Below are 20,232 nucleotides of genomic sequence, written 5' to 3' on the forward strand. Positions count from 1 at the left end.
CAGTGCAAGCGTTGCTCGACTCCGTCAAATCGTTGTCCACCAAAGAGCGTCACGCTCTGGCCATGCTCCTGAAGCGTCAGGGAATCAACTTGTACGGAGTCACGCCGATCCCTGCGAGAGCGCCGGGAGAGGCCCTGGCGTTGTCCTACGCCCAGCAGCGGCAGTGGTTTCTCTGGCAAATGGACCCTCAGGGCAGCGCCTACAACATTCCGGTCGCCCTGCGTCTGAAGGGCGATCTCGACCTTCAGGCGCTGCAGGCCAGCTTTGACGCCCTGATCGCTCGGCACGAAACCCTGCGCACCACCATTCACCTCGACGGTGACCAACCGGTGCAGGTGATTCACCCCGAGGTGCCCTTCGCGCTGGTGATCGAAACGCTCGAACAAATCGATGCCGACCCCACTGCGGCAGTGAAGGCATGGGTGGAGCAGGAAGTTCAACAGCCCTTCGACCTGGAGCAGGGCCCCCTGCTGCGGGTCAAGCTGCTGCGCCTGGCGGCGGATGACCATGTACTGGTCCTGACCTTGCACCACATCGTCTCCGATGGCTGGTCGACACCGATCATGGTCGACGAGCTGGTGCGTTTCTACGAAGCGGGTAGGGCCGGGCAGGCGCTGCAACTGCCGGCGCTCCCTGTGCAGTATGCCGACTACGCGTTGTGGCAACGGCAATGGATGGAAGCGGGCGAACGCGAGAAGCAGCTGGGTTACTGGGCAGCGCGCCTGGGTGACGAGCAACCGGTGCTCGAATTGCCGCTGGACCGCCCGCGCGGTTCGGTGCAGAGCCATGCAGGCGCGCGCTTCGACATCGCCATCGACGATGCGCTGGCCGCCTCGCTGAAGCGGTTGGCCAAGCGTCAGGGCGTGACCCTCTTCACGCTGCTGCTGGCAAGCTTCCAGGCCTTGCTGCACCGCTACAGCGGGCAGAACGACATCCGCGTCGGCGTCCCGATCGCCAACCGCAATCGCAGCGAAGTCGAAGGGCTGATCGGCTTCTTCGTCAACACCCAGGTGCTCAAGGCCGAATTCGACCTGAGCACCACCTTCGATGAACTGGTCGAGCAGGTCCACCAGGCCGGGCTCGGCGCGCAGGCGCATCAGGACCTGCCGTTCGAGCAACTGGTCGAAGCGCTGCAGCCGGAGCGCAGCCTCAGCCATAGCCCGTTGTTCCAGGTGATGCACAACCACGGCAGCGAGGGCCAGGGCCAGACAAGGCGCCTGCCAGGCCTGACCCTGCAGGCGCTCGACTGGGAAATCCATACCACCCAGTTCGACCTGGCATTGAACACCCTTGAGCACGAGCACGGCATCGGTGCGTTCCTGACCTACGCAACCGCCTTGTTCGACGAAGCCACCATCGCCCAGCTTGCCGGGCACTGGCAGGACCTGTTGGCGGCCATTGTCGCCCAGCCGCAGCAGCGCATCGCCGAGCTGGCGCTGTTGAATGCCGCGCAGCAGCAACAGGTGGTCCACGACTGGAACCGCACCCAGGTCGATTACCCGCTCGAGCAGTGCCTGCAGGAGCTGATCGAGGCTCAGGTCGCCGCCACCCCGGACGCCCCGGCGCTGGTCTTTGCCGAGCAGACGCTGAGCTATCGTGAGCTCAATGGGCGTGCCAACCAGCTGGCGCACAAGCTGCGCGAGCAGGGCGTGGGGCCGGACGTGCTGGTGGGCATCGCTGCCGAGCGCAGCGTGGACATGGTCATCGGCCTGCTGGGCATCCTCAAGGCCGGCGGCGCCTATGTGCCGCTGGACCCGGAATACCCCGCAGAGCGCCTGGCCTACATGATGCAGGACAGCGGTATCCGCCTATTGCTGACCCAAGCCCACCTGCTGGCGCAGTTACCGCTGCCCGAGGGGGTACAGCCGCTGCTGCTCGAGCCGCTGCCGGGCTACAGCGACGCCAACCTGGTGCACAGCACCAGCCCAGGCAACCTGGCCTACGTGATCTACACCTCCGGCTCCACCGGCCGCCCCAAGGGCGCGGGCAACAGCCATCGCGCGCTGGTCAACCGCCTGTGCTGGATGCAGAAGGCCTACGGCCTGGACGCCGGCGATACGGTGTTGCAGAAGACCCCGTTCAGTTTCGACGTCTCGGTCTGGGAGTTCTTCTGGCCGCTGCTGGTCGGCGCACGCCTGGCGGTTGCGCAACCGGGCGAGCACCGTGACCCGGAGCGGCTGGTGGAGGTGATCAGGCAGCACGCGGTGACCACGCTGCACTTCGTGCCTTCGATGCTGCAGGCGTTCATGGGCAGCGCCGAGGTCGAGCGTTGCAGCGGCCTCAAGCGCGTGGTGTGCAGCGGCGAAGCCTTGCCCGCAGAGCTGGCGCAACAGACCCTGGCGCGGCTGCCCGGCGCCCAGTTGTACAACCTCTACGGCCCGACCGAGGCGGCCATCGATGTCACCCACTGGACCTGCCGCCCGGGCAGCGACAGCGGCGTGCCGATCGGCCGGCCGATCGACAACCTGAAGACGCACATCCTCGGCGCCGGTTTGCAGAGTGTCGCCCCGCGAGCGGCCGGCGAGCTGTACCTGGGCGGTGTCGGCCTGGCCCGTGGCTATCACCGGCGCCCGTCGCTGACCGCGGAACGCTTCGTCCCGGACCCCTTCGACAGCACGGCCCAGGGCGGCGGTCGCCTGTACCGTACCGGTGACCTGGCGCGTTATCGGGCCGACGGGGTAATCGAGTACAAAGGCCGGCTTGACCATCAGGTAAAAATCCGCGGCCTGCGCATCGAACTGGGCGAGATCGAGACACGCCTGCTCGAGCACCCGAGTGTGCGCGAGGCGGTGGTGCTGGACATCGACGGGCCGGGTGGCAAGCAACTGGCCGGGTACCTGGTGGTGGCCGGCGAAGCAACCGCCGACCCGCAGCAGCAAAACGCGCTGCGCAGCGAACTGCGCGAGCACCTCAGGCTCGGTCTGGCCGACTACATGGTCCCGACCCACCTGCTGTTCCTTGAGCGCCTGCCGGTGACCGCCAACGGCAAGCTGGACCGCAAGGCCCTGCCCAAACCCGATGCAAGCGCGCTGCAGGACAGCTACGTGGCGCCGCGCAGCGAGCTGGAACAACAGATCGCGGCGATCTGGGCCGAGGTCCTGAAGCTCGATCAGGTCGGCGTGACGGACAACTTCTTCGAACTGGGAGGGGACTCGATCATCTCGATCCAGGTCGTCAGCCGGGCAAGGCAGGCCGGGATCCGCTTCACGCCCAAGGCGCTGTTCCAGCATCAAACCGTACAGGACCTGGCCTCGGTGGCCACGCGCATGGAAGGCAGCGGCCCGCAGATCGACCAGGCCCCGGTGGTCGGCGAGACACGCTTGCTGCCTATCCAGCAGGCGTTTCTCGAACAGTCGATTGCTGAGCCTCATCACTGGAACCAGGCGGTCCTGCTTGCTTCGACCAGGCTCATCGATGGCGCCGCGCTGGAAAAGGCCCTGCACACGCTGCTCGAACATCATGATGCGTTGCGCCTGCGCTTCACGCTACCACAGGACGCAGGCGCATGGCTCGCCGCCCATTGCGCCCCGGACGACGTCGAGGCCGGGCTGCTGTGGGCAGAGACCCTGACCGACGCGGACGCGCTGCAAGCCCTGTGCGACCGAGCGCAGCGCAGCCTGAACCTGCAACAGGGGCCGCTTGTTCGCGGTGTATTGGCAACCCTGCCCGATGGCAGCCAGCGCCTGCTCCTGGTGATCCATCACCTGGCGGTGGATGGCGTGTCCTGGCGCATTCTCCTGGAGGACCTGCAGAACGCCTATGACCGTCACGTGGCAGGCCAACCTGTCGTACTGCCCGCCAGAACCACTTCGACCAAAGCCTGGGCTGAACGACTGCAGGCCTACGCGCAGAGCGATGCAGTGCAGGCAGAGCTCGGCTACTGGCAGTCGCAGTTAGAAGGGGTCGACGCGCAACTGCCTCAGGACAGGGCTGATGGATCGCTGCATGGCCGCCACACCGCGACGGTGCACGCGCGCCTTGACCGGCAGCAGACGTCACGGCTGTTGCAACAGGCGCCGGCGGCCTACCGCACCCAGGTCAACGACTTGCTGCTGACTGCCCTGGCCCGTGTGATCGCCCGTTGGACCCAGCGCGATGAAGTGCTGGTGCAACTGGAAGGGCATGGCCGTGAAGACCTGTTCGAGGCGGTCGACCTGACCCGCACTGTCGGCTGGCTGACCAGCCTGTTCCCGGTGAAGCTGACAGCGGCGTCAGGCCTCGATGCCTCGATCAAGCAGATCAAGGAACAACTTCGCGCGATCCCCGACAAGGGCGTCGGCTATGGCGCGCTGCGTTATCTGGGGGATTCGCATGCACGCGATGTGCTGGCCCGCCTGCCAGTGCCCCCCATCACGTTCAATTACCTGGGGCAGCTTGACAGCACCTTCGCCGACAGCTCGGCCCCGGGCACCGAGCGATTCCTGCAGCCAGCCAGCGAAAGCAGCGGTGCCAGCCAGTCTGCCGAGGCCTTGCTGGAAAACCTGCTGTCCATCAACGGGCAGGTCTACGCCGGCGAACTGAGCCTGGCCTGGACGTTCAGCCAGGACATGTTCGACCGCGCCACGGTCCAGGCGCTGGCCGACGACTATGTCAGCGAACTCCAGGCGTTGATCGACCATTGCGTCAGCCAGGGCGTCGTCGCCCTTACCCCGTCCGATGTCCCGCTGGCCGCGTTGGATCAGGCCCAGCTGGATGCCTTGCCGATCCCGGCAGGTGCAATCGAAGACATCTACCCGCTTTCGCCCATGCAGCAGGGCATGCTGTTTCACACGGTCTTCGAGCAGGGCCAGGGTGAGTATGTCAATCAGATGCGCGTCAACGCTTCGGGCCTGGACATCGAGCGTTTCAAGCTTGCCTGGCAGGCAATGCTGGATCGACACGATGTGTTGCGCGCCGCGTTCGTCGCCAACCTGGAACGCCCGGTGCAGGTGATTCGCAAACACGTCGAGCTGCCGTTCGAGGTGTTTGACTGGGCTGCGCAGGATGACCTGGAGGGGCGTCTGGATATCTGGGCCGAGGCTGATCGTCGGCGTGGTTTCGACCTGCAGGCGGCACCGTTGCTGCGGCTGACGGTGATCCGAACAGGCAGCGAGCAGCACCACCTGATCTTCACCAGCCACCATATCCTGATGGATGGCTGGAGCAATGCGCAGCTGCTGGGCGAGGTGTTGCAGTACTACGCTGGCGTTGCCCTGGAGCGACCGGCAGGCCGCTACCGCGACTATATCGAGTGGCTGCAGCGCCAGGATGCCGAGCAGAGCGAGACGTTCTGGCGCCAGCAATTGCAGCATCTCTGCGAGCCCACGCGACTGGCCCAGGCGCTGCGCCTGGATGGAAGCCGCGCAGACACCGGCCATGGCGAACATCATCAGACGCTCGACGCAGCCTGCGCCCAGGCGTTGAGCGCGTTTGCCAGGCAACGGCGGGTGACGGTCAATACCTTGCTGCAGGCCGCCTGGCTGCTGCTGTTGCACCGCTATACCGGCCAGGAGGGCGTGGCATTCGGTGCCACGGTTGCCGGGCGGCCGGCAGACCTGCGCGGCGTCGAGCATCAGCTGGGCCTGTTCATCAACACCTTGCCGGTGGCCGCCAGACTGCAGCCTGACCTGCGGGTGGGGGAGTGGCTCGAACGGCTGCAGGCACAGAACCTGAGCATGCGCGAACATGAACACACGCCGCTCTATGACATCCAGCGTTGGGCGGGTTCAGCCGGTGAGCAGTTGTTCGACACGCTGCTGGTGTTCGAGAACTACCCGGTCGGTGAAGTCCTGCAACAGGGCTCCAGCGCAGACCTGGCGTTTTCAGGCACGCAGAATCGCGAGCGGACCAACTATCCGCTGACGCTGATGATCGAGTCGGGCAGTGCCCTGACGATCCATTACCACTACGACCGCAGCCACCTTGGCGACACCGGCGTCGAACAGATCGCCCGGCACTTTGCCAATCTGCTGAACGCCATGGTGCAGCACGCCGATACCCCTGTCGGTGAACTGCAGATGCTCGATGACGAAGAGCGACAGCGCATCGTCCACGACTGGAACCGTACCCAGATGCAGTACCCGCAGGAGCGCAGCCTGCCCGAGCTGTTCGAAATGCAGGTAGCGCGCACCCCTGAGGCCCCGGCACTGCTGTTTGCCGAGCAGGCCTTGAGCTATCGCGAGCTCAATCAGCGCGCCAACCGCCTGGCAGGCAAGCTGCGCACATTGGGCGTCGGGCCGGATGTGCTGGTCGCGATTGCCGTCGAGCGATCGGTGGAAATGGTCGTTGGCCTGCTGGCGATCCTCAAGGCCGGTGGCGCCTATGTGCCATTGGACCCGGAATATCCCCGCGAGCGTCTGGGGTACATGATGGAGCAGAGCGGGGCGCATCTGCTGCTGACCCTCAGCCATCTGCTGCCGCAGCTGCCCACGCACAGCGCGCAGACCTGGTGCCTGGACAGCGACTGGCATCAGGTCGCGGCCTTCGATGGCGAGAACCTTGGCATCGTGCAGCATCCCGAGCATCTCGCCTATTGCATCTACACCTCCGGCTCCACCGGGCGGCCCAAGGGGGTCGAGGTGCGGCACCAGGCACTGGTCAACTTCCTCGCCAGCATGGCGGTCGAGCCTGGCATCGACGCACGCGATCGGGTCCTGGCGCTGACCTCGCTGTCGTTCGACATTGCCGGCCTGGAGCTGTACCTGCCGTTGTTGGCCGGGGCTTCGGTGGTGTTGATCGGCGAGCGCCAGAACAAGGACCCGTCGGCGCTGCAGGCTGTGATCGAGCGCCACGCCATCACCACCATTCAGGCCACACCTTCGACCTGGCGCATGCTGCTGCAGGCGCTGCCTGCGCAGACCTTGCGCGGTTGCAAGGTCATCAGTGGCGGTGAGGCACTGCCTGTCGACCTCGCCGAGCAGTTGCTGGCGCTGTGCGGGCGCATCTGGAACCTGTACGGCCCAACCGAGACGACGATCTGGTCGGCGGCGTACTGCCTGGACAACGAACACCCCATGCCGTTGCTGGGCAAGCCAATCGCCAACACCACTTTGCAGGTGATGGCGCACGACCTCTCGACGGCCGCCACCGGCATTGCCGGGGAGCTGATGATCGGTGGCGATGGCCTGGCCCGGGGTTATCAGCGCCGTGCCGCATTGACGGCCGAGCGCTTCGTCCCGGACCCCTACGATCGCAGCGGACAGGGTGGTGGCAGGCTCTACCGTACCGGTGACCTGGCCAGCTATCGCAGCGATGGGTTGCTCGAGTACGTGGGCCGCATCGACCACCAGGTGAAGGTGCGTGGCTATCGCATCGAACTGGGCGAGATCGAGGCAAGGCTGATCGATGATCCTGCGGTGCGCGAGGCAGTGGTCATCGACATCGATGGCCCTGGCGGCAAGCAACTGGCCGGCTACCTGGTCTCGAGCGGCGAAGCGGTCGCGACGGAGGAACAGCGCAGCGCCTTGCGTCGCCATCTGCGCGAACAGCTGCGCGCGACCTTGCCGGATTACATGGTCCCCGCGTACCTCACCTGGCTCGATGCCCTGCCGCTGACACCCAACGGCAAGCTCGACCGCAAAGCCTTGCCCCAGCCTGATATCGGCGTATCGCAGCAAGGCCATGTCGCGCCGCAGAGCGAGGTGGAGCAGCAGATCGCTGGCGTCTGGGCGCAGTTGCTGAATGTCGAGAAGGTCGGTCTCAATGACAATTTCTTCGAGCTGGGCGGGCACTCGCTGCTGGCGCTGTCAGTGCTCTCACGCTTGCAACTTTCGCTGGGATTGACCGTGGAACCGGCCGTTCTCTTCCAGCACCCGGTCCTTGGCGATTTCGCCAGATACATCGAATCCATCGGCGACGCGTCGGCTTTCGACGAAAAACTGCAGCGTCTGGATATGCTTTTTGAAGAGTTCGAGGTGAATGAATGAGTAACGATGCCGCGCTGAATATCGCCAAGCGTTTTGTCACGCTGCCACTGGCCAAGCGCAAGCTGTATCTGCAGAAGATGCACGCCGAGAACATCTCCCCGGCCAACTTGCCAGTGCCTTGCACCCAGTCGCTGTTCGACCGTGTCCCGGTATCGTTCGCTCAGCAGCGTCAATGGTTCCTGTGGCAGATGGATCCGCAGAGCACGGCCTACAACCTGCCTATCGCGCTGAGGCTGCAGGGAAATCTGGATATAGACGCCCTGCGTGGCGCCTTCCAGGCCTTGATCGTGCGGCACCAGACCTTGCGTACCACGTTCGCGCTCGACGACGAGCAGCTTGTGCAGGTCATTCACCCTTCGCAGTCGTTCGAGCTCGAAGCGCAAACAGTCGACATCGGGGTGGCTTCTGCAATCGACTCACAGCTCAAGGCTTGGGTCGAATCCGAGGCCCGGACGCCCTTCGATCTGGAGCGCCAGTGGCCGACGCGAGTCAGGTTGCTGCGTCTGCAAGAGGATGATCATGTTCTGATCGTCACCCTGCACCATATCGCTACCGATGGCTGGTCAATGCAGGTGCTGGTCGACGAGCTCATCGAGCATTACGCCCACGCATGTACCGGCGACACCCTGGCGCTGGCACCGCTGCCCATCCAGTATGCCGACTATGCCATCTGGCAGCGGCACTGGATGGAGGCGGGGGAGCAGGAGCGTCAGTTGGGCTACTGGCAGGCGCACCTGGGGGATGAACATCCGGTGCTGGAACTGCCCAGCGACCGGCCGCGCCCGGCGACGCAGTGTTTCGAAGGCGCAAGCCTGAAATTCGAGCTCGAAGCAGCGCTTGCCGGCGCGCTCAAGCAGCAGGCGCAACAGCAGGGCGTGACGCTTTTCACGCTGCTGCTGGCCAGTTTCCAGACCTTGCTGCATCGCTATTCGGGCCAGAATGAAGTGCGCGTCGGTATTCCCATCGCCAATCGCAACCGGGTCGAAACCGAGCGTCTGATCGGCTTCTTCGTCAACACCCAGGTCCTCAAGGCCGAGTTCGATGGGTCGCTGACATTCACTGGCCTGCTTGGCCAGATGCACAAGACCACGCTGGCGGCCCAGGCTCATCAGGACCTGCCCTTCGAGCAATTGGTCGAAGCCCTGCACCCGGAACGGAGCCTGAGCCACAGCCCGTTGTTCCAGGTCATGTACAACCACCAGACGCAGCCCAGGGGAGATGCCCGGCGCTTGCAGGGTCTGCATGTCGAGGGCATCGCCTGGGAGCGACAGACCGCGCAGTTCGACCTGACGCTGAATACTGTCGAGCATGGGCATGGGATTGCGGTAGAGCTCAACTACGCAACCGCGCTGTTCGAAGCGCCGTCCATCGCCCGGATGGCTTCGCATTGGACCCGCCTGTTGGAGGCGATCGCCGAGCGACCTTGGCAGCTTGTCGCCGAGTTGCCGATGCTGGGCGCGCAGGAGCACCACCAGATAGTGGAGCAGTGGAACAGCACTCAAGCGTCCTACCCTGCCGACCAGGGCATGCATCAGCTGATCGAAGCGCAAGCCCGCGCGACGCCGCAGGCCCCTGCGGTATTGTTCGGCGAGGATGTATTGACCTACCGCCAACTGAACCAGCGCGCCAACCGGCTCGCCCACGCGTTGCGCGACAAAGGCGTAGGCCCGGACGTGCTGGTAGGTATCGCGGTGGAGCGCTCGCTGGAGATGGTGGTCGGTCTGCTCGCCGTGCTCAAGGCCGGGGGCGCCTATGTGCCGTTCGATCCGGAGTACCCGGCCGACCGCCTGGCCTACATGATGGAGGACAGCGGCATCCGCCTGCTGCTGACCCAGACTGCTCTGCGTGACCAGTTGCCGATCGACCCCGGCGTGGCCTGCATCGTGCTCGATGACGCAGATGACTGGCTGGCTGGCTACAGCGACGCGGACCCTGTCAACCTCAACCTGCCGGCCGATCTGGCTTATGTGATCTACACCTCGGGCTCGACCGGCAGGCCCAAGGGCGCGGGCAACACCCACCAGGCGCTGGTCAACCGGCTCTGGTGGATGCAGAAAGCCTACGGTCTGGATTCCGCCGATACCGTGCTGCAGAAGACCCCGTTCAGCTTCGACGTATCGGTGTGGGAATTTTTCTGGCCACTGTTCACCGGTGCGCGGCTGGCGGTGGCTCAACCTGGCGACCACCGGGATCCGGAACGCCTGGTCGAGGCGATCAGGCAGTACAAGGTCACGACTCTGCATTTCGTACCGTCCATGCTTCAGGCCTTCATGACCAGCGAGCACGTGGAACTGTGCGAAACCCTCGAGCGGGTGGTGTGCAGTGGCGAGGCATTGCCTGCAGACCTTTCGGAGCAAGTCCTGGCCAGGCTCCCCCACGCTGGGCTCTTCAACCTTTACGGCCCTACGGAAGCGGCAATCGACGTCACCCACTGGACGTGCCAGGCGCAAGCCAATGGCAGCGTGCCGATCGGCACACCTATCGATAACCTCAAGACCCATATCCTCAGCAGCGCCTTGCTGCCGGTGCCGCAAGGTGTGGCAGGGGAGCTTTATCTGGGCGGCGTGGGTCTGGCGCGTGGATATCATCGTCGTCCGGGGCTCACGGCCGAGCGATTCGTGCCCGACCCGCATGATCGGAGCGAGCAGGGCGGTGCACGCTTGTACCGCACCGGGGACCTGGCGCGGTACCGCTCGGGAGGCGTGATCGAATACGCTGGCCGCCTCGACCATCAGGTGAAGATACGTGGCTTGCGCATCGAGCTTGGCGAAATCGAGTCCAAGTTCCTGGAGCACGAGAATGTGCGCGAGGCCGTGGTCATCGATATCGACGGGCCAGGTGCCAAGCAGTTGGCCGCCTATCTGGTGGTCGATGTGCCTTCCCGCGAGCTGGAAGATCATCTGCGTCGACACCTCAAGGCCACGCTGCCGGACTACATGGTCCCCAGCCATCTGCTGTTCGTCGATGCCCTGCCGCTGACCCCGAACGGCAAGCTGGATCGCAAGGCACTGCCTCGCCCGGATGCACGTCAGCGGCAGAAAAACCATGTGGCGCCGCGCAACCCTCTCGAGCAGCGAATCGCAGCGATCTGGGCTGATGTCCTCAAGCTTGAACGGGTAGGGGCTACCGACAACTTCTTCGAACTGGGCGGCGACTCGATTATCTCGATCCAGGTGGTCAGCAGGGCCCGACGCGAGGGCATGACGTTCACTCCCAAGCAGCTATTCCAGCTCCAGACAGTCGAAGGGCTGGCGGCCGTGGTCGCCAAGGGGCAGACCCAGGCCATGCAGATCGATCAGGGCGCCGTGCAGGGGCACATGCAGCTCCTGCCGATTCACCAGGCATTCTTCGACGATGCCATTGCCGATCGTCACCACTGGAACCAGGCCCTTCTGCTCAAGCCCGGCCAAGCCCTGGACAGCAACGTGCTCGACCGCGCTCTGCAAGCACTGCTGGTGCATCACGATGCGTTGCGCGTGAGCTTCGGCCAGGAGGGCGGCAGTTCTTGGTCCGCCTGCTATCGCGAGATTGGCGAGCCTGCCCAGGCGACCTGCCTGTGGCAAGCGAAACTTCAACACCCGTCCGAGCTGCAGGCGCTGTGCGACAAGGCGCAATGCAGCCTCGATCTGCAGCAAGGGCCACTGCTGCGAGCCGTTTTGGCAGACCTGCCCGACGGTACCCAGCGGCTGTTGCTGGTGATCCACCACCTGGCCGTGGATGGCGTTTCGTGGCGGATTCTGCTCGAAGACCTGCAAACTGCCTACCGTCAGGCGGAGCTCGGTCAAACCATTGCCCTGCCGGCCAAGACCAGTTCCGTCAAGGCATGGGCCGAGGCGCTGCAGGGGTACGCCAACAGCGAGGTATTGCGCAGTGAACTGCCTTATTGGCAGGCACTGTCCGCGGATGTCGATGCCACGCTTCCTTGCGACAATGCTGAAGGTTCACTGCAGGCCAGGCATGCAGCTGTTGCCCGGACACGGCTGGATCAGCGCTATACCCGTCAGCTTCTGCAGCACGCCCCTGGGGCTTATCGCACCCAGGTCAACGACTTGTTGTTGACTGCCCTGGCCCGTGTAATCGCCCGCTGGACGAAGCAGGATGATGTGCTCGTGCAACTGGAAGGGCATGGTCGTGAAGAACTGTGCGATACCGTCGACCTCAGCCGCACCGTGGGTTGGTTCACGAGCATGTTCCCGGTCAGGCTCAGCACTGCCGAAGCGATGGAAACCTCGATCAAGACCATCAAGGAGCAGTTGCGGGCGGTTCCCAACAAAGGTCTTGGGTTCGGCGCGCTGCGCTATCTGGGCGATCAGGAGGCCCGCCAGGCCCTGGCGGAACTGGCACCACCCAGGATCACCTTCAATTACCTCGGGCAGTTCGATGCCAGCTTCGACGAGCCTGCTGGCGAGCTCCACGAGGCAGCCTTCCTGGTACCTGCCGCCGAGCACAGTGGCGCAAGCCGGGGCGAGACGGCGCCGCTGGGCAACTGGTTATCGATCGATGGGCAGATATTCAAAGGCGAGCTGAGCCTGAACTGGACCTTCAGCCAAGCCATGTTCGACGTCACGACGGTCGAACGACTGGCAGCCGAATACGCTCGGGAACTGCAGGACCTGATTGATCATTGCGTGTCCGAAGGTGCATTCGGCAGGACGCCTTCGGATTTCCCGCTGTGCAACTTGAGCCAGGCGCAACTTGACGCGCTGCCTGTCGCCGTTGCCGGGATCGAGGACATCTACCCCTTGTCGCCGATGCAGCAGGGGATGTTTTTCCACAGCGCCTATGAGCAAACCGGAGACTACATCAACCAGATGCGCGTCGACGTGCAGGGCCTGGACGTGGCGCGCTTCGATCAGGCCTGGCAAGCGATGGCCGTACAGCATGACGTCCTGCGGGCCAGTTTCATCACCCTGTTCGAGCAGCCTTTGCAGCTCATCCGTCAGCAGGTGCAGGTACCTTGCATCGAACTGGACTGGTCGGCGCACAAGGACCTGCAGCGGGAGCTCTCCGTCTGGGCCGAGAACGATCGGCGCAAGGGCTTCGACCTGCAGAGTGATCCGTTGCTCAGGATCACCGCGATCCGTACAGGCCCCGACAGCCATCACCTGATCTACACCAGCCACCATATTCTCATGGATGGCTGGAGCAACTCGCAGTTGCTAGGCGAGGTGCTGCAGCACTATGCGGGGCAACCGGCCGAGCGCAAGCCTGGACGCTACCGTGACTACATCCAGTGGCTGTTGGCCCAGAGCAAGGACCGCAGCGAGGCCTTCTGGCGGGAGCAGTTGCAGGATCTGCAGGAACCGACGCATCTGGCGCAAGTGTTCCGACAAGGCAAGTCGGGCAAGGACAGCGGTTATGCCGACCATTATCAGGTGCTGGACTGGCAAACGTCGCTGAGTGAATTTGCCCGTGAGCGACGGGTCACCGTCAATACGCTGGTGCAAGCGGCCTGGCTGTTGCTGCTGCAACGCCATACTGGCCAGGAATGCGTCGCCGTGGGCGCCACGGTCGCCGGCCGACCGGCAGAAGTGCCCGGCTCGGAGCATCAGCTGGGGCTGTTCATCAATACGTTGCCGGTGATCAACCGGCTGCAGCCGACGATGACCGTGGAACAATGGGTCACCGAGCTGCAGGGTCGGAACCTGGCATTGCGCGAGCATGAACACACCGCGCTGTATGATGTCCAGCGCCTGGCGGGCGTGTCTGCGGATGGGCTGTTCGATACCTTGCTGGTGTTCGAGAACTATCCTGTTTCCGAGGCGCTGCGCGAAGGTGCTCCTGCAGGCTTGACGTTCAACGACACGCACATTCACGAGCAGACCAACTACCCTTTGACCTTGGCCATCGGCCTGGGCGCGCAGTTGTCCGTTCACTACAGCTATGACCGTTCGAGCTTCAGCGACCGGGACATCGAGCAAATTGCCGTTCACTTCGCCAATCTGCTGCATGCCGTCATCCAGAAGCCGCAGCGCCTGATCGCCGAGCTGCCGATGTTGGGCGTGGATGAATGCCGTCGCATCGTGGAGGAGTGGAACCACACCACGGTCGATTATCCTGGCTCGCATTGCGTGCACCAGCTGTTCGAGGCACAGGCACTGCAACGGCCCGACGCTATTGCCCTGGTATTCGCGGGGGAGCAGCTCACCTACCGACAGCTCAATGCCCGCGCCAATGGCCTGGCGCACAGCTTGCGCGAGCGCGGCGTGGGTCCGGACGTATTGGTCGGTATTGCCCTGGAACGCTCGGTGGACATGGTTGTGGGATTGCTGGCAATCCTGAAAGCAGGAGGGGCCTATGTCCCCCTCGACCCTGAGTATCCGCAGGACCGCCTGGCCTACATGATCGAAGACAGCCGCATCCAGCTGCTGTTGACCCATCGAGACGTGCAGCTGCCTGCCTGTCCACACATCCAGACCCTGATGCTCGATGAGCCGGACGCCTGCCTGCCGCGCGAGGCTGACAACCTGGCGTTTGCAGGGCACCCCGGCAACCTTGCCTATGTGATCTACACCTCGGGCTCGACGGGCAAGCCAAAAGGTGCGGCCAATACCCATGAAGCGCTGCTGAACAGGCTGTTCTGGATGCAGGACGCCTACGCGTTGGGCACCGATGACAAGGTCCTGCAGAAAACCCCTTTCAGCTTCGATGTATCGGTCTGGGAGTTCTTCTGGCCTTTGATGACGGGAGCCCGATTGGTGCTCGCGCAACCGGGCGAACATCGCGACCCGGCGCTGCTCATGCGTCTGATCCAGGCTGAAGCCATCACCACGTTGCACTTCGTGCCGTCGATGCTGCAGGCTTTCATCAGCGGCGACAGCCCACAGGCGGCCTGTACCTCGCTACGGCAGGTGATGTGTTCCGGCGAGGCGCTGCCGCTGGAGCTGCAACGCAGCGCGATGGCATTGCTGCCTGGTACCCAGTTCTACAACCTGTACGGGCCTACCGAAGCGGCCATCGACGTAACCCATTGGCACTGTGTGGACGAACAGAGTCACAGCGTCCCGATCGGCCGACCGATCGCCAACCTGCGCACCTACATTCTCGACGATGAGCTCAATCCAGTGCCGCCGCCCGTCACAGGCGAGCTGTATCTGGGCGGTATCGGCCTGGCCCGCGGCTACCATGAGCGCGCGATGCTGACGGCCGAGCGTTTCTGTGTCAGCCCCTTCGGTGACGGGGAGCGTCTGTACCGCACAGGTGACCTGGCGCGCCAGCGTGAAGACGGCGTGATCGAATACGCTGGGCGGATCGACCACCAGGTGAAGATCCGCGGCCTGCGTATCGAGCTTGGCGAGATCGAAGCGAGCCTGCTGGAGCACCCGGCCGTGAAGGAAGCCGCAGTCCTGGCAATCGATCTTGCGACCGGCAAGCAGCTGGTGGCATTTGTCGTCATCGACCGGGAAGACCACCTGAACGATGTGAGGGAGGTGCTGGCCCGACGGCTGCCGGATTACATGGTGCCTTACCATTATGTCCTCCTCGACAGCATGCCTTTGTCACCCAACGGCAAGCTGGACCGCAAGCGCCTGCCGATGCCCGACCTCAAGGCCAGCGTGCGGCAATACACCGCCCCGAGCAACGAAGTCGAAAGCGTCATGGCGCTGATCTGGCAAGAAGTCCTGCAGCGGGAACAGGTAGGTATCCACGACAACTTCTTCGAACTTGGTGGCGACTCGATCGTGTCGATCCGGATTGCCAGCAAGGCGCGGCTCGCGGGCTACGACGTCTCTCCGAAACGGGTATTCGAGCATCAGACCATCGCTCAGCTGGCCGCGACGTTGGAGCGCCAGGCGCTTGTATCCGAAGAACCGGTCATTGCACGTATCGTCGTCAGTGAAGAACAGCGCGCATTGTTGCCCCTGTCCGCCGACGTCATCGAAGATGTCTACCCGCTCTCGCCGATGCAGCAAGGCATGCTGTTCCACTCCATCGAGGAGAAGGGTGAAGGGCTGTATATCCATCAGGTCAGCCTGCCAGTGACCGGCCTTAAGACGGCACCTTTCATTCAGGCATGGGCAGCGGTGACCGCGCGTCACGAAGTGCTGCGCACCAGTTTCCACTGGGCCGGCCTGGCCGAACCGCTGCAGGTTGTCCATGCAAACGCGCAAATGCCCGTACGGGAAATCGATCTGCAGGGCAGCGAGGCGCCTGAAGCCACCTTGCAGGCGCTTGCCCATGAAGAGTGGCTGAACGGTTTCGACCTGACCCAGGCGCCTCTGCATCGGTTGTTGCTGGTGAAGCTGGACTCCAACACCTATCACATGATCTGGACCAGCCACCACATCCTGATGGACGGCTGGAGCACATCCCGTCTGTTTGCCGAGGTCATGCAGCACTACGCCGGGAAACCGGTGTCCGGCAATGTCGGTCGCTATGGTGATTTCATCGCGTGGCTGCAGTCCCAGGACAAGGGGCGGCAGGAGGCGTTCTGGCGTGAAAGCCTGGCAGGTGTCGAACCTACCTTGCTGGCCCAGACGATTCACCCGCGACACAGCTCCATCGAAACCGGGCACAACGCGCTCTACTCGCGGTGGGACAAAGCGTGGACGACGCGCCTGCAGGATTACTGCCGGAGCCTGAGGATCACGCCCAATACCCTGATCCAGGGCGCCTGGCTGCTGTTGCTGCAACGCTACACGGCCAAGTCTGCAGTCACCTTCGGGGCGACCGTCGCCGGTCGGCCGGAGTCGCTGCCGGGCGCCGACGGCACCCTGGGGCTGTTCATCAATACGTTGCCGGTATCGCAGGAACTCGACCCGACCGCCTGCCTTGAAGACTGGCTCCGTGACCTGCAGGCTTACAACCTGGAGCTGCGCAACTGGTCGCATACCCCACTGAACGATGTCCAGAGGTGGTCCGGTACCCCAGGGCAGACGCTGTTCGACAGCATCATCGTGTTCGAGAACTACCCGATCGACGAGAGCATGCGCGAGTCGTCCGATACTGAAGTGGGTTTTGGCGAGTCCAGTGGCGTGGGTGTCACCAACGTCCCCATGGACTTGGCCGTGCATCTCAACGACACCTTGTCGATCGAATACCTGTACCTGCGCAACAGCTTCAGTGAGGCGTCGGTACAAGGCATCCGGCAGACCATGGAAGCCACGCTGGACGCGATGCTGAGCCAGCCCGGGGAGCGACTTGGCAACCTCCAGTGCTTGCTGCCTGCACAACTGGAGCAGGCAGCGCGATGGGGTGCCGAGCCTGCGACGGTCTATGGTGCGCAGACATTGGCGCAGTCGATCGCAGCACACGCCCAGCGCCAACCTGATGCCGTCGCGCTGGTGTGTGCCGAGCGAAGCGTCACCTACGCGGAGCTGGAGCGGCAGGCCGAGCAACTGTGCACAGTGCTGCGGCTCAACGGGGCCGCGCCCGAAGTGATCGTCGGCGTGGCCCTGGAGCGGTCGCTGGAACTGGTCGTGACCTTGCTGGCGATCATGAAGACGGGGGCCGCCTATGTACCTCTGGATCTCGAGTATCCGGCTGATCGCCTGGCCTGGATGATCGAGGATTCGGGCATGCAACTGCTGGTGACGCGCCACTCGCTGCTTCAGCGCCTGCCGGCACTGGAACGCGTACAAGTCGTCGAGCCTGATGGCGATCAGCTTGCCCCGCAGATCGTGCTGCCTCCCGCGGCCATCGAAGATGGCAACCTGGCCTACCTGATCTATACCTCAGGTTCGACCGGCAAGCCCAAGGGCGTGGCCGTCGCTCAGGGGCCATTGAGTCGGCATTGCCAGGCTATCGTTGAACGATATGAAATGGGGCCCTCGACGCGCGAACTGCATTTCATGTCGTTCGCCTTCGACGGGGCTCAGGAACGCTGGCTGAGTACCCTGCTCAGTGGTGGCACGCTGGTTATTCGCGACGGTGACTTGTGGACCGTGGAGCAGACCCTGGAGGCCTTGTGGCGCCAGCGCATCACCATCGCCTGTTTCCCGCCGGCCTACCTGAAGCAACTGGCAGAGTCGGTACAGGCCAGCGGCGATCAGCCGCCACCGGTACAGATCTACTGCTTCGGTGGCGATGCGGTGCCCGAACAGACGTTCGAGCAGGTCAAGGCGGCGCTCAAGCCTTCCTGGATGACCAATGGCTACGGCCCGACCGAAACGGTGGTGACGCCGCTTCTGTGGAAGGTGCCTGGCGACGGTCATTGTTTGGCTGCCTATGCACCTATCGGCCATGCCGTAGGTCGGCGCTCCCTTCGCGTACTCGATGACGAACTCAATCCGCTGCCTGCGGGCTTTGCGGGTGAATTGATGATCGGCGGCGACGGGGTGGCTCGCGGCTATTACGGCCGCCCTGGCCTGACGGCGGAGCGCTTCGTGCCTGACCCGCTTGGTAAGGACGGAGCACGTATCTACCGCAGTGGTGACCTGGTGCGTCGGCGGGAGGACGGCACGGTCGACTACGTGGGCCGTATCGACAACCAGGTCAAGATCAGGGGTTTCCGGATCGAACTTGGTGAAGTCGAAGCCGTGCTGCGCACCCAGGACGGGGTGCGGGACGCTGTGGTGGTGGTGCACGAATCGTCGGTGGGCAAGCAACTGATCGGGTATGTGGTAGGTGAAGACGCGAGCATGGCGAAGGCTTTGAAAGCCGTATTGGCCGCCGAATTGCCGGAGTACATGGTGCCGTCGCAGATCATCGTGTTGTCCGCATTCCCGGTTACACCGAACGGCAAGCTCGACCGCAAGCGCCTGCCGGAGCCGATATTCGAGTCCTCAGGGCATGTCGCTCCGCGCAACGAGCAGGAGCGGTTGCTGGCGCAGATCTGGGAAGAGGTGTTGCAGGTCGATTCCGTCGGCATAACGGACAACTTCTTCGAGCTCGGTGGCGACTCCATTCTCAGCCTGCAAGTCGTGTCTCGGGTGAGGAATCACCCGACCCTGGACATGGAACTCAAACTGCGTGATGTGCTGCGTTACCAGACTATCGAGGCGATCGTCGGCAAGCAGGACCAGGCCGATCGTGCGCCCGTGCAGGCCGCCGCCACCGGAGCGGTGGACGGCGTGTTCAATCTGCTGCCCATCCAGGAGTGGATGTTCGCCGAAGCACTTCCGGACCCGGCGCACTTCAACCAGGCCCTGATGCTCAAGCCGCGCATCGCTCTGGACCTGGATGCACTCGAGCAAGCGCTGGCATGCATCGAAGAGCACCATGATGCCTTGCGGCTGCGCTTCGTCCAGGAGAACGGTCGTTGGCTGCAACGCTACCTGACAGCCGATGAGGCCAGGCAACCGCTGCTGCAGCGCGAGCAGGCTTGTGACGAGCAGGCGCTGATGACGCTGGCGAATCAGGCCCAACGCAGCCTGGGGCTTGTCGATGGGCCTGTCTGGCGAGCTTTGCACGTACAGCTTGCCGATGGGCAGGCGCGACTGTTGCTGGTCATTCATCACCTGGTCATGGACGGTGTGTCATGGCGGGTACTGCTCGAAGACCTGCAGCGGGCTTACCAGGCCTGTACCCAGGGCGACACGCCGGCATTGCCTGCTCGCACCACGAGCTACAGGGCTTGGGCAGAGCGTCTGCGCACAGAGGCCGCCTCGATTGCCGCGCGGCAGGGTGACTGGTGGCTTGCTCAACTCGAACCGTTGTCGAACGAGCTTCCATGCGACAACCCGCGTGGGCGCAACGAGGTCAGCGAGCAGGCGGCCGCCCACCTGTATCTGACACGGGAAAAGACTGCACAGTTGCTCAAGCAGGCGCCTGCCGCCTATCGCACCCAGGTGAACGACATTCTGCTGGCTGCTCTGGCACGTGTGCTGTGCCGTTGGAGTGGCGACGATGCCGCATTGATTCAGCTCGAAGGGCATGGTCGCGAGGACCTTTACGAAGGCGTGGATCTGTCCCGGACAGTGGGCTGGTTCACCAGCATGTTCCCGGTACGCCTGGCGCCGGGTGATGTGGCGGCGGTTGGTGAGTCGATCCAGGCGACGCAACGACAACTGGCGGCGGTACCGGACAAGGGTGTCGGCTATGGCGTTTTGCGTTACCTGGGCGAACCACGGATGCGCGAGCGCCTGGCGGCTGCAGCTCAACCGCGTGTGACGTTCAACTATTTCGGTCAGTTCGACCAAAGCTTCGATAAGCAGGCCGTGCTCGAGCCTGCGCCGGAAGGTTCAGGCGACTGCTATAGCCCGAGGGCGCGCCTGGCCAACTGGTTGGAAATCGTCGGCCAGGTCTACGATGGCTCACTTTCATTGCGATGCGTCTACAGCAAGCGCCGTTATCGGGCGCAGACCATCGACGCCTTGATGGAAAGCTACCGCGAAGAACTTGAACTGCTGATCGACCACTGTCTCTGCGTGACTGGCGCTGCCTGAGG

Annotated in this window: 2 protein-coding genes; both read left to right on the forward strand. The window is 63.7% G+C overall.

Annotated elements, in window-relative coordinates; translation table 11 throughout:
- Nucleotides 1–2: 2 nt before the first annotated feature.
- Nucleotides 3–7,904, forward strand: a complete 7,902-nt coding sequence (locus tag ABOC32_RS11875; protein WP_426811136.1) for an amino acid adenylation domain-containing protein — start codon at nucleotides 3–5, stop codon at nucleotides 7,902–7,904.
- Nucleotides 7,901–20,230 carry a non-ribosomal peptide synthase/polyketide synthase gene (locus tag ABOC32_RS11880; protein WP_426811137.1) on the forward strand — a complete coding sequence of 4,110 codons (12,330 nt, stop codon included), beginning with the start codon at nucleotides 7,901–7,903 and terminating at the stop codon, nucleotides 20,228–20,230. Before ABOC32_RS11875 ends, ABOC32_RS11880 begins: the two co-directional genes overlap by 4 nt.
- The last annotated feature ends 2 nt before the right edge of the window (nucleotides 20,231–20,232 follow it).

The organism is Pseudomonas sp. WOUb67 (genome assembly GCF_050058005.1).
Classification (GTDB): domain Bacteria; phylum Pseudomonadota; class Gammaproteobacteria; order Pseudomonadales; family Pseudomonadaceae; genus Aquipseudomonas; species Aquipseudomonas putida_R.

What these genes read in the sequence shown, in the direction of transcription:
- ABOC32_RS11880 (WP_426811137.1), top strand. Translation starts at nt 7,901, where the DNA reads ATGAGTAACGATGCCGCGCTGAATATCGCCAAGCGTTTTGTCACGCTG.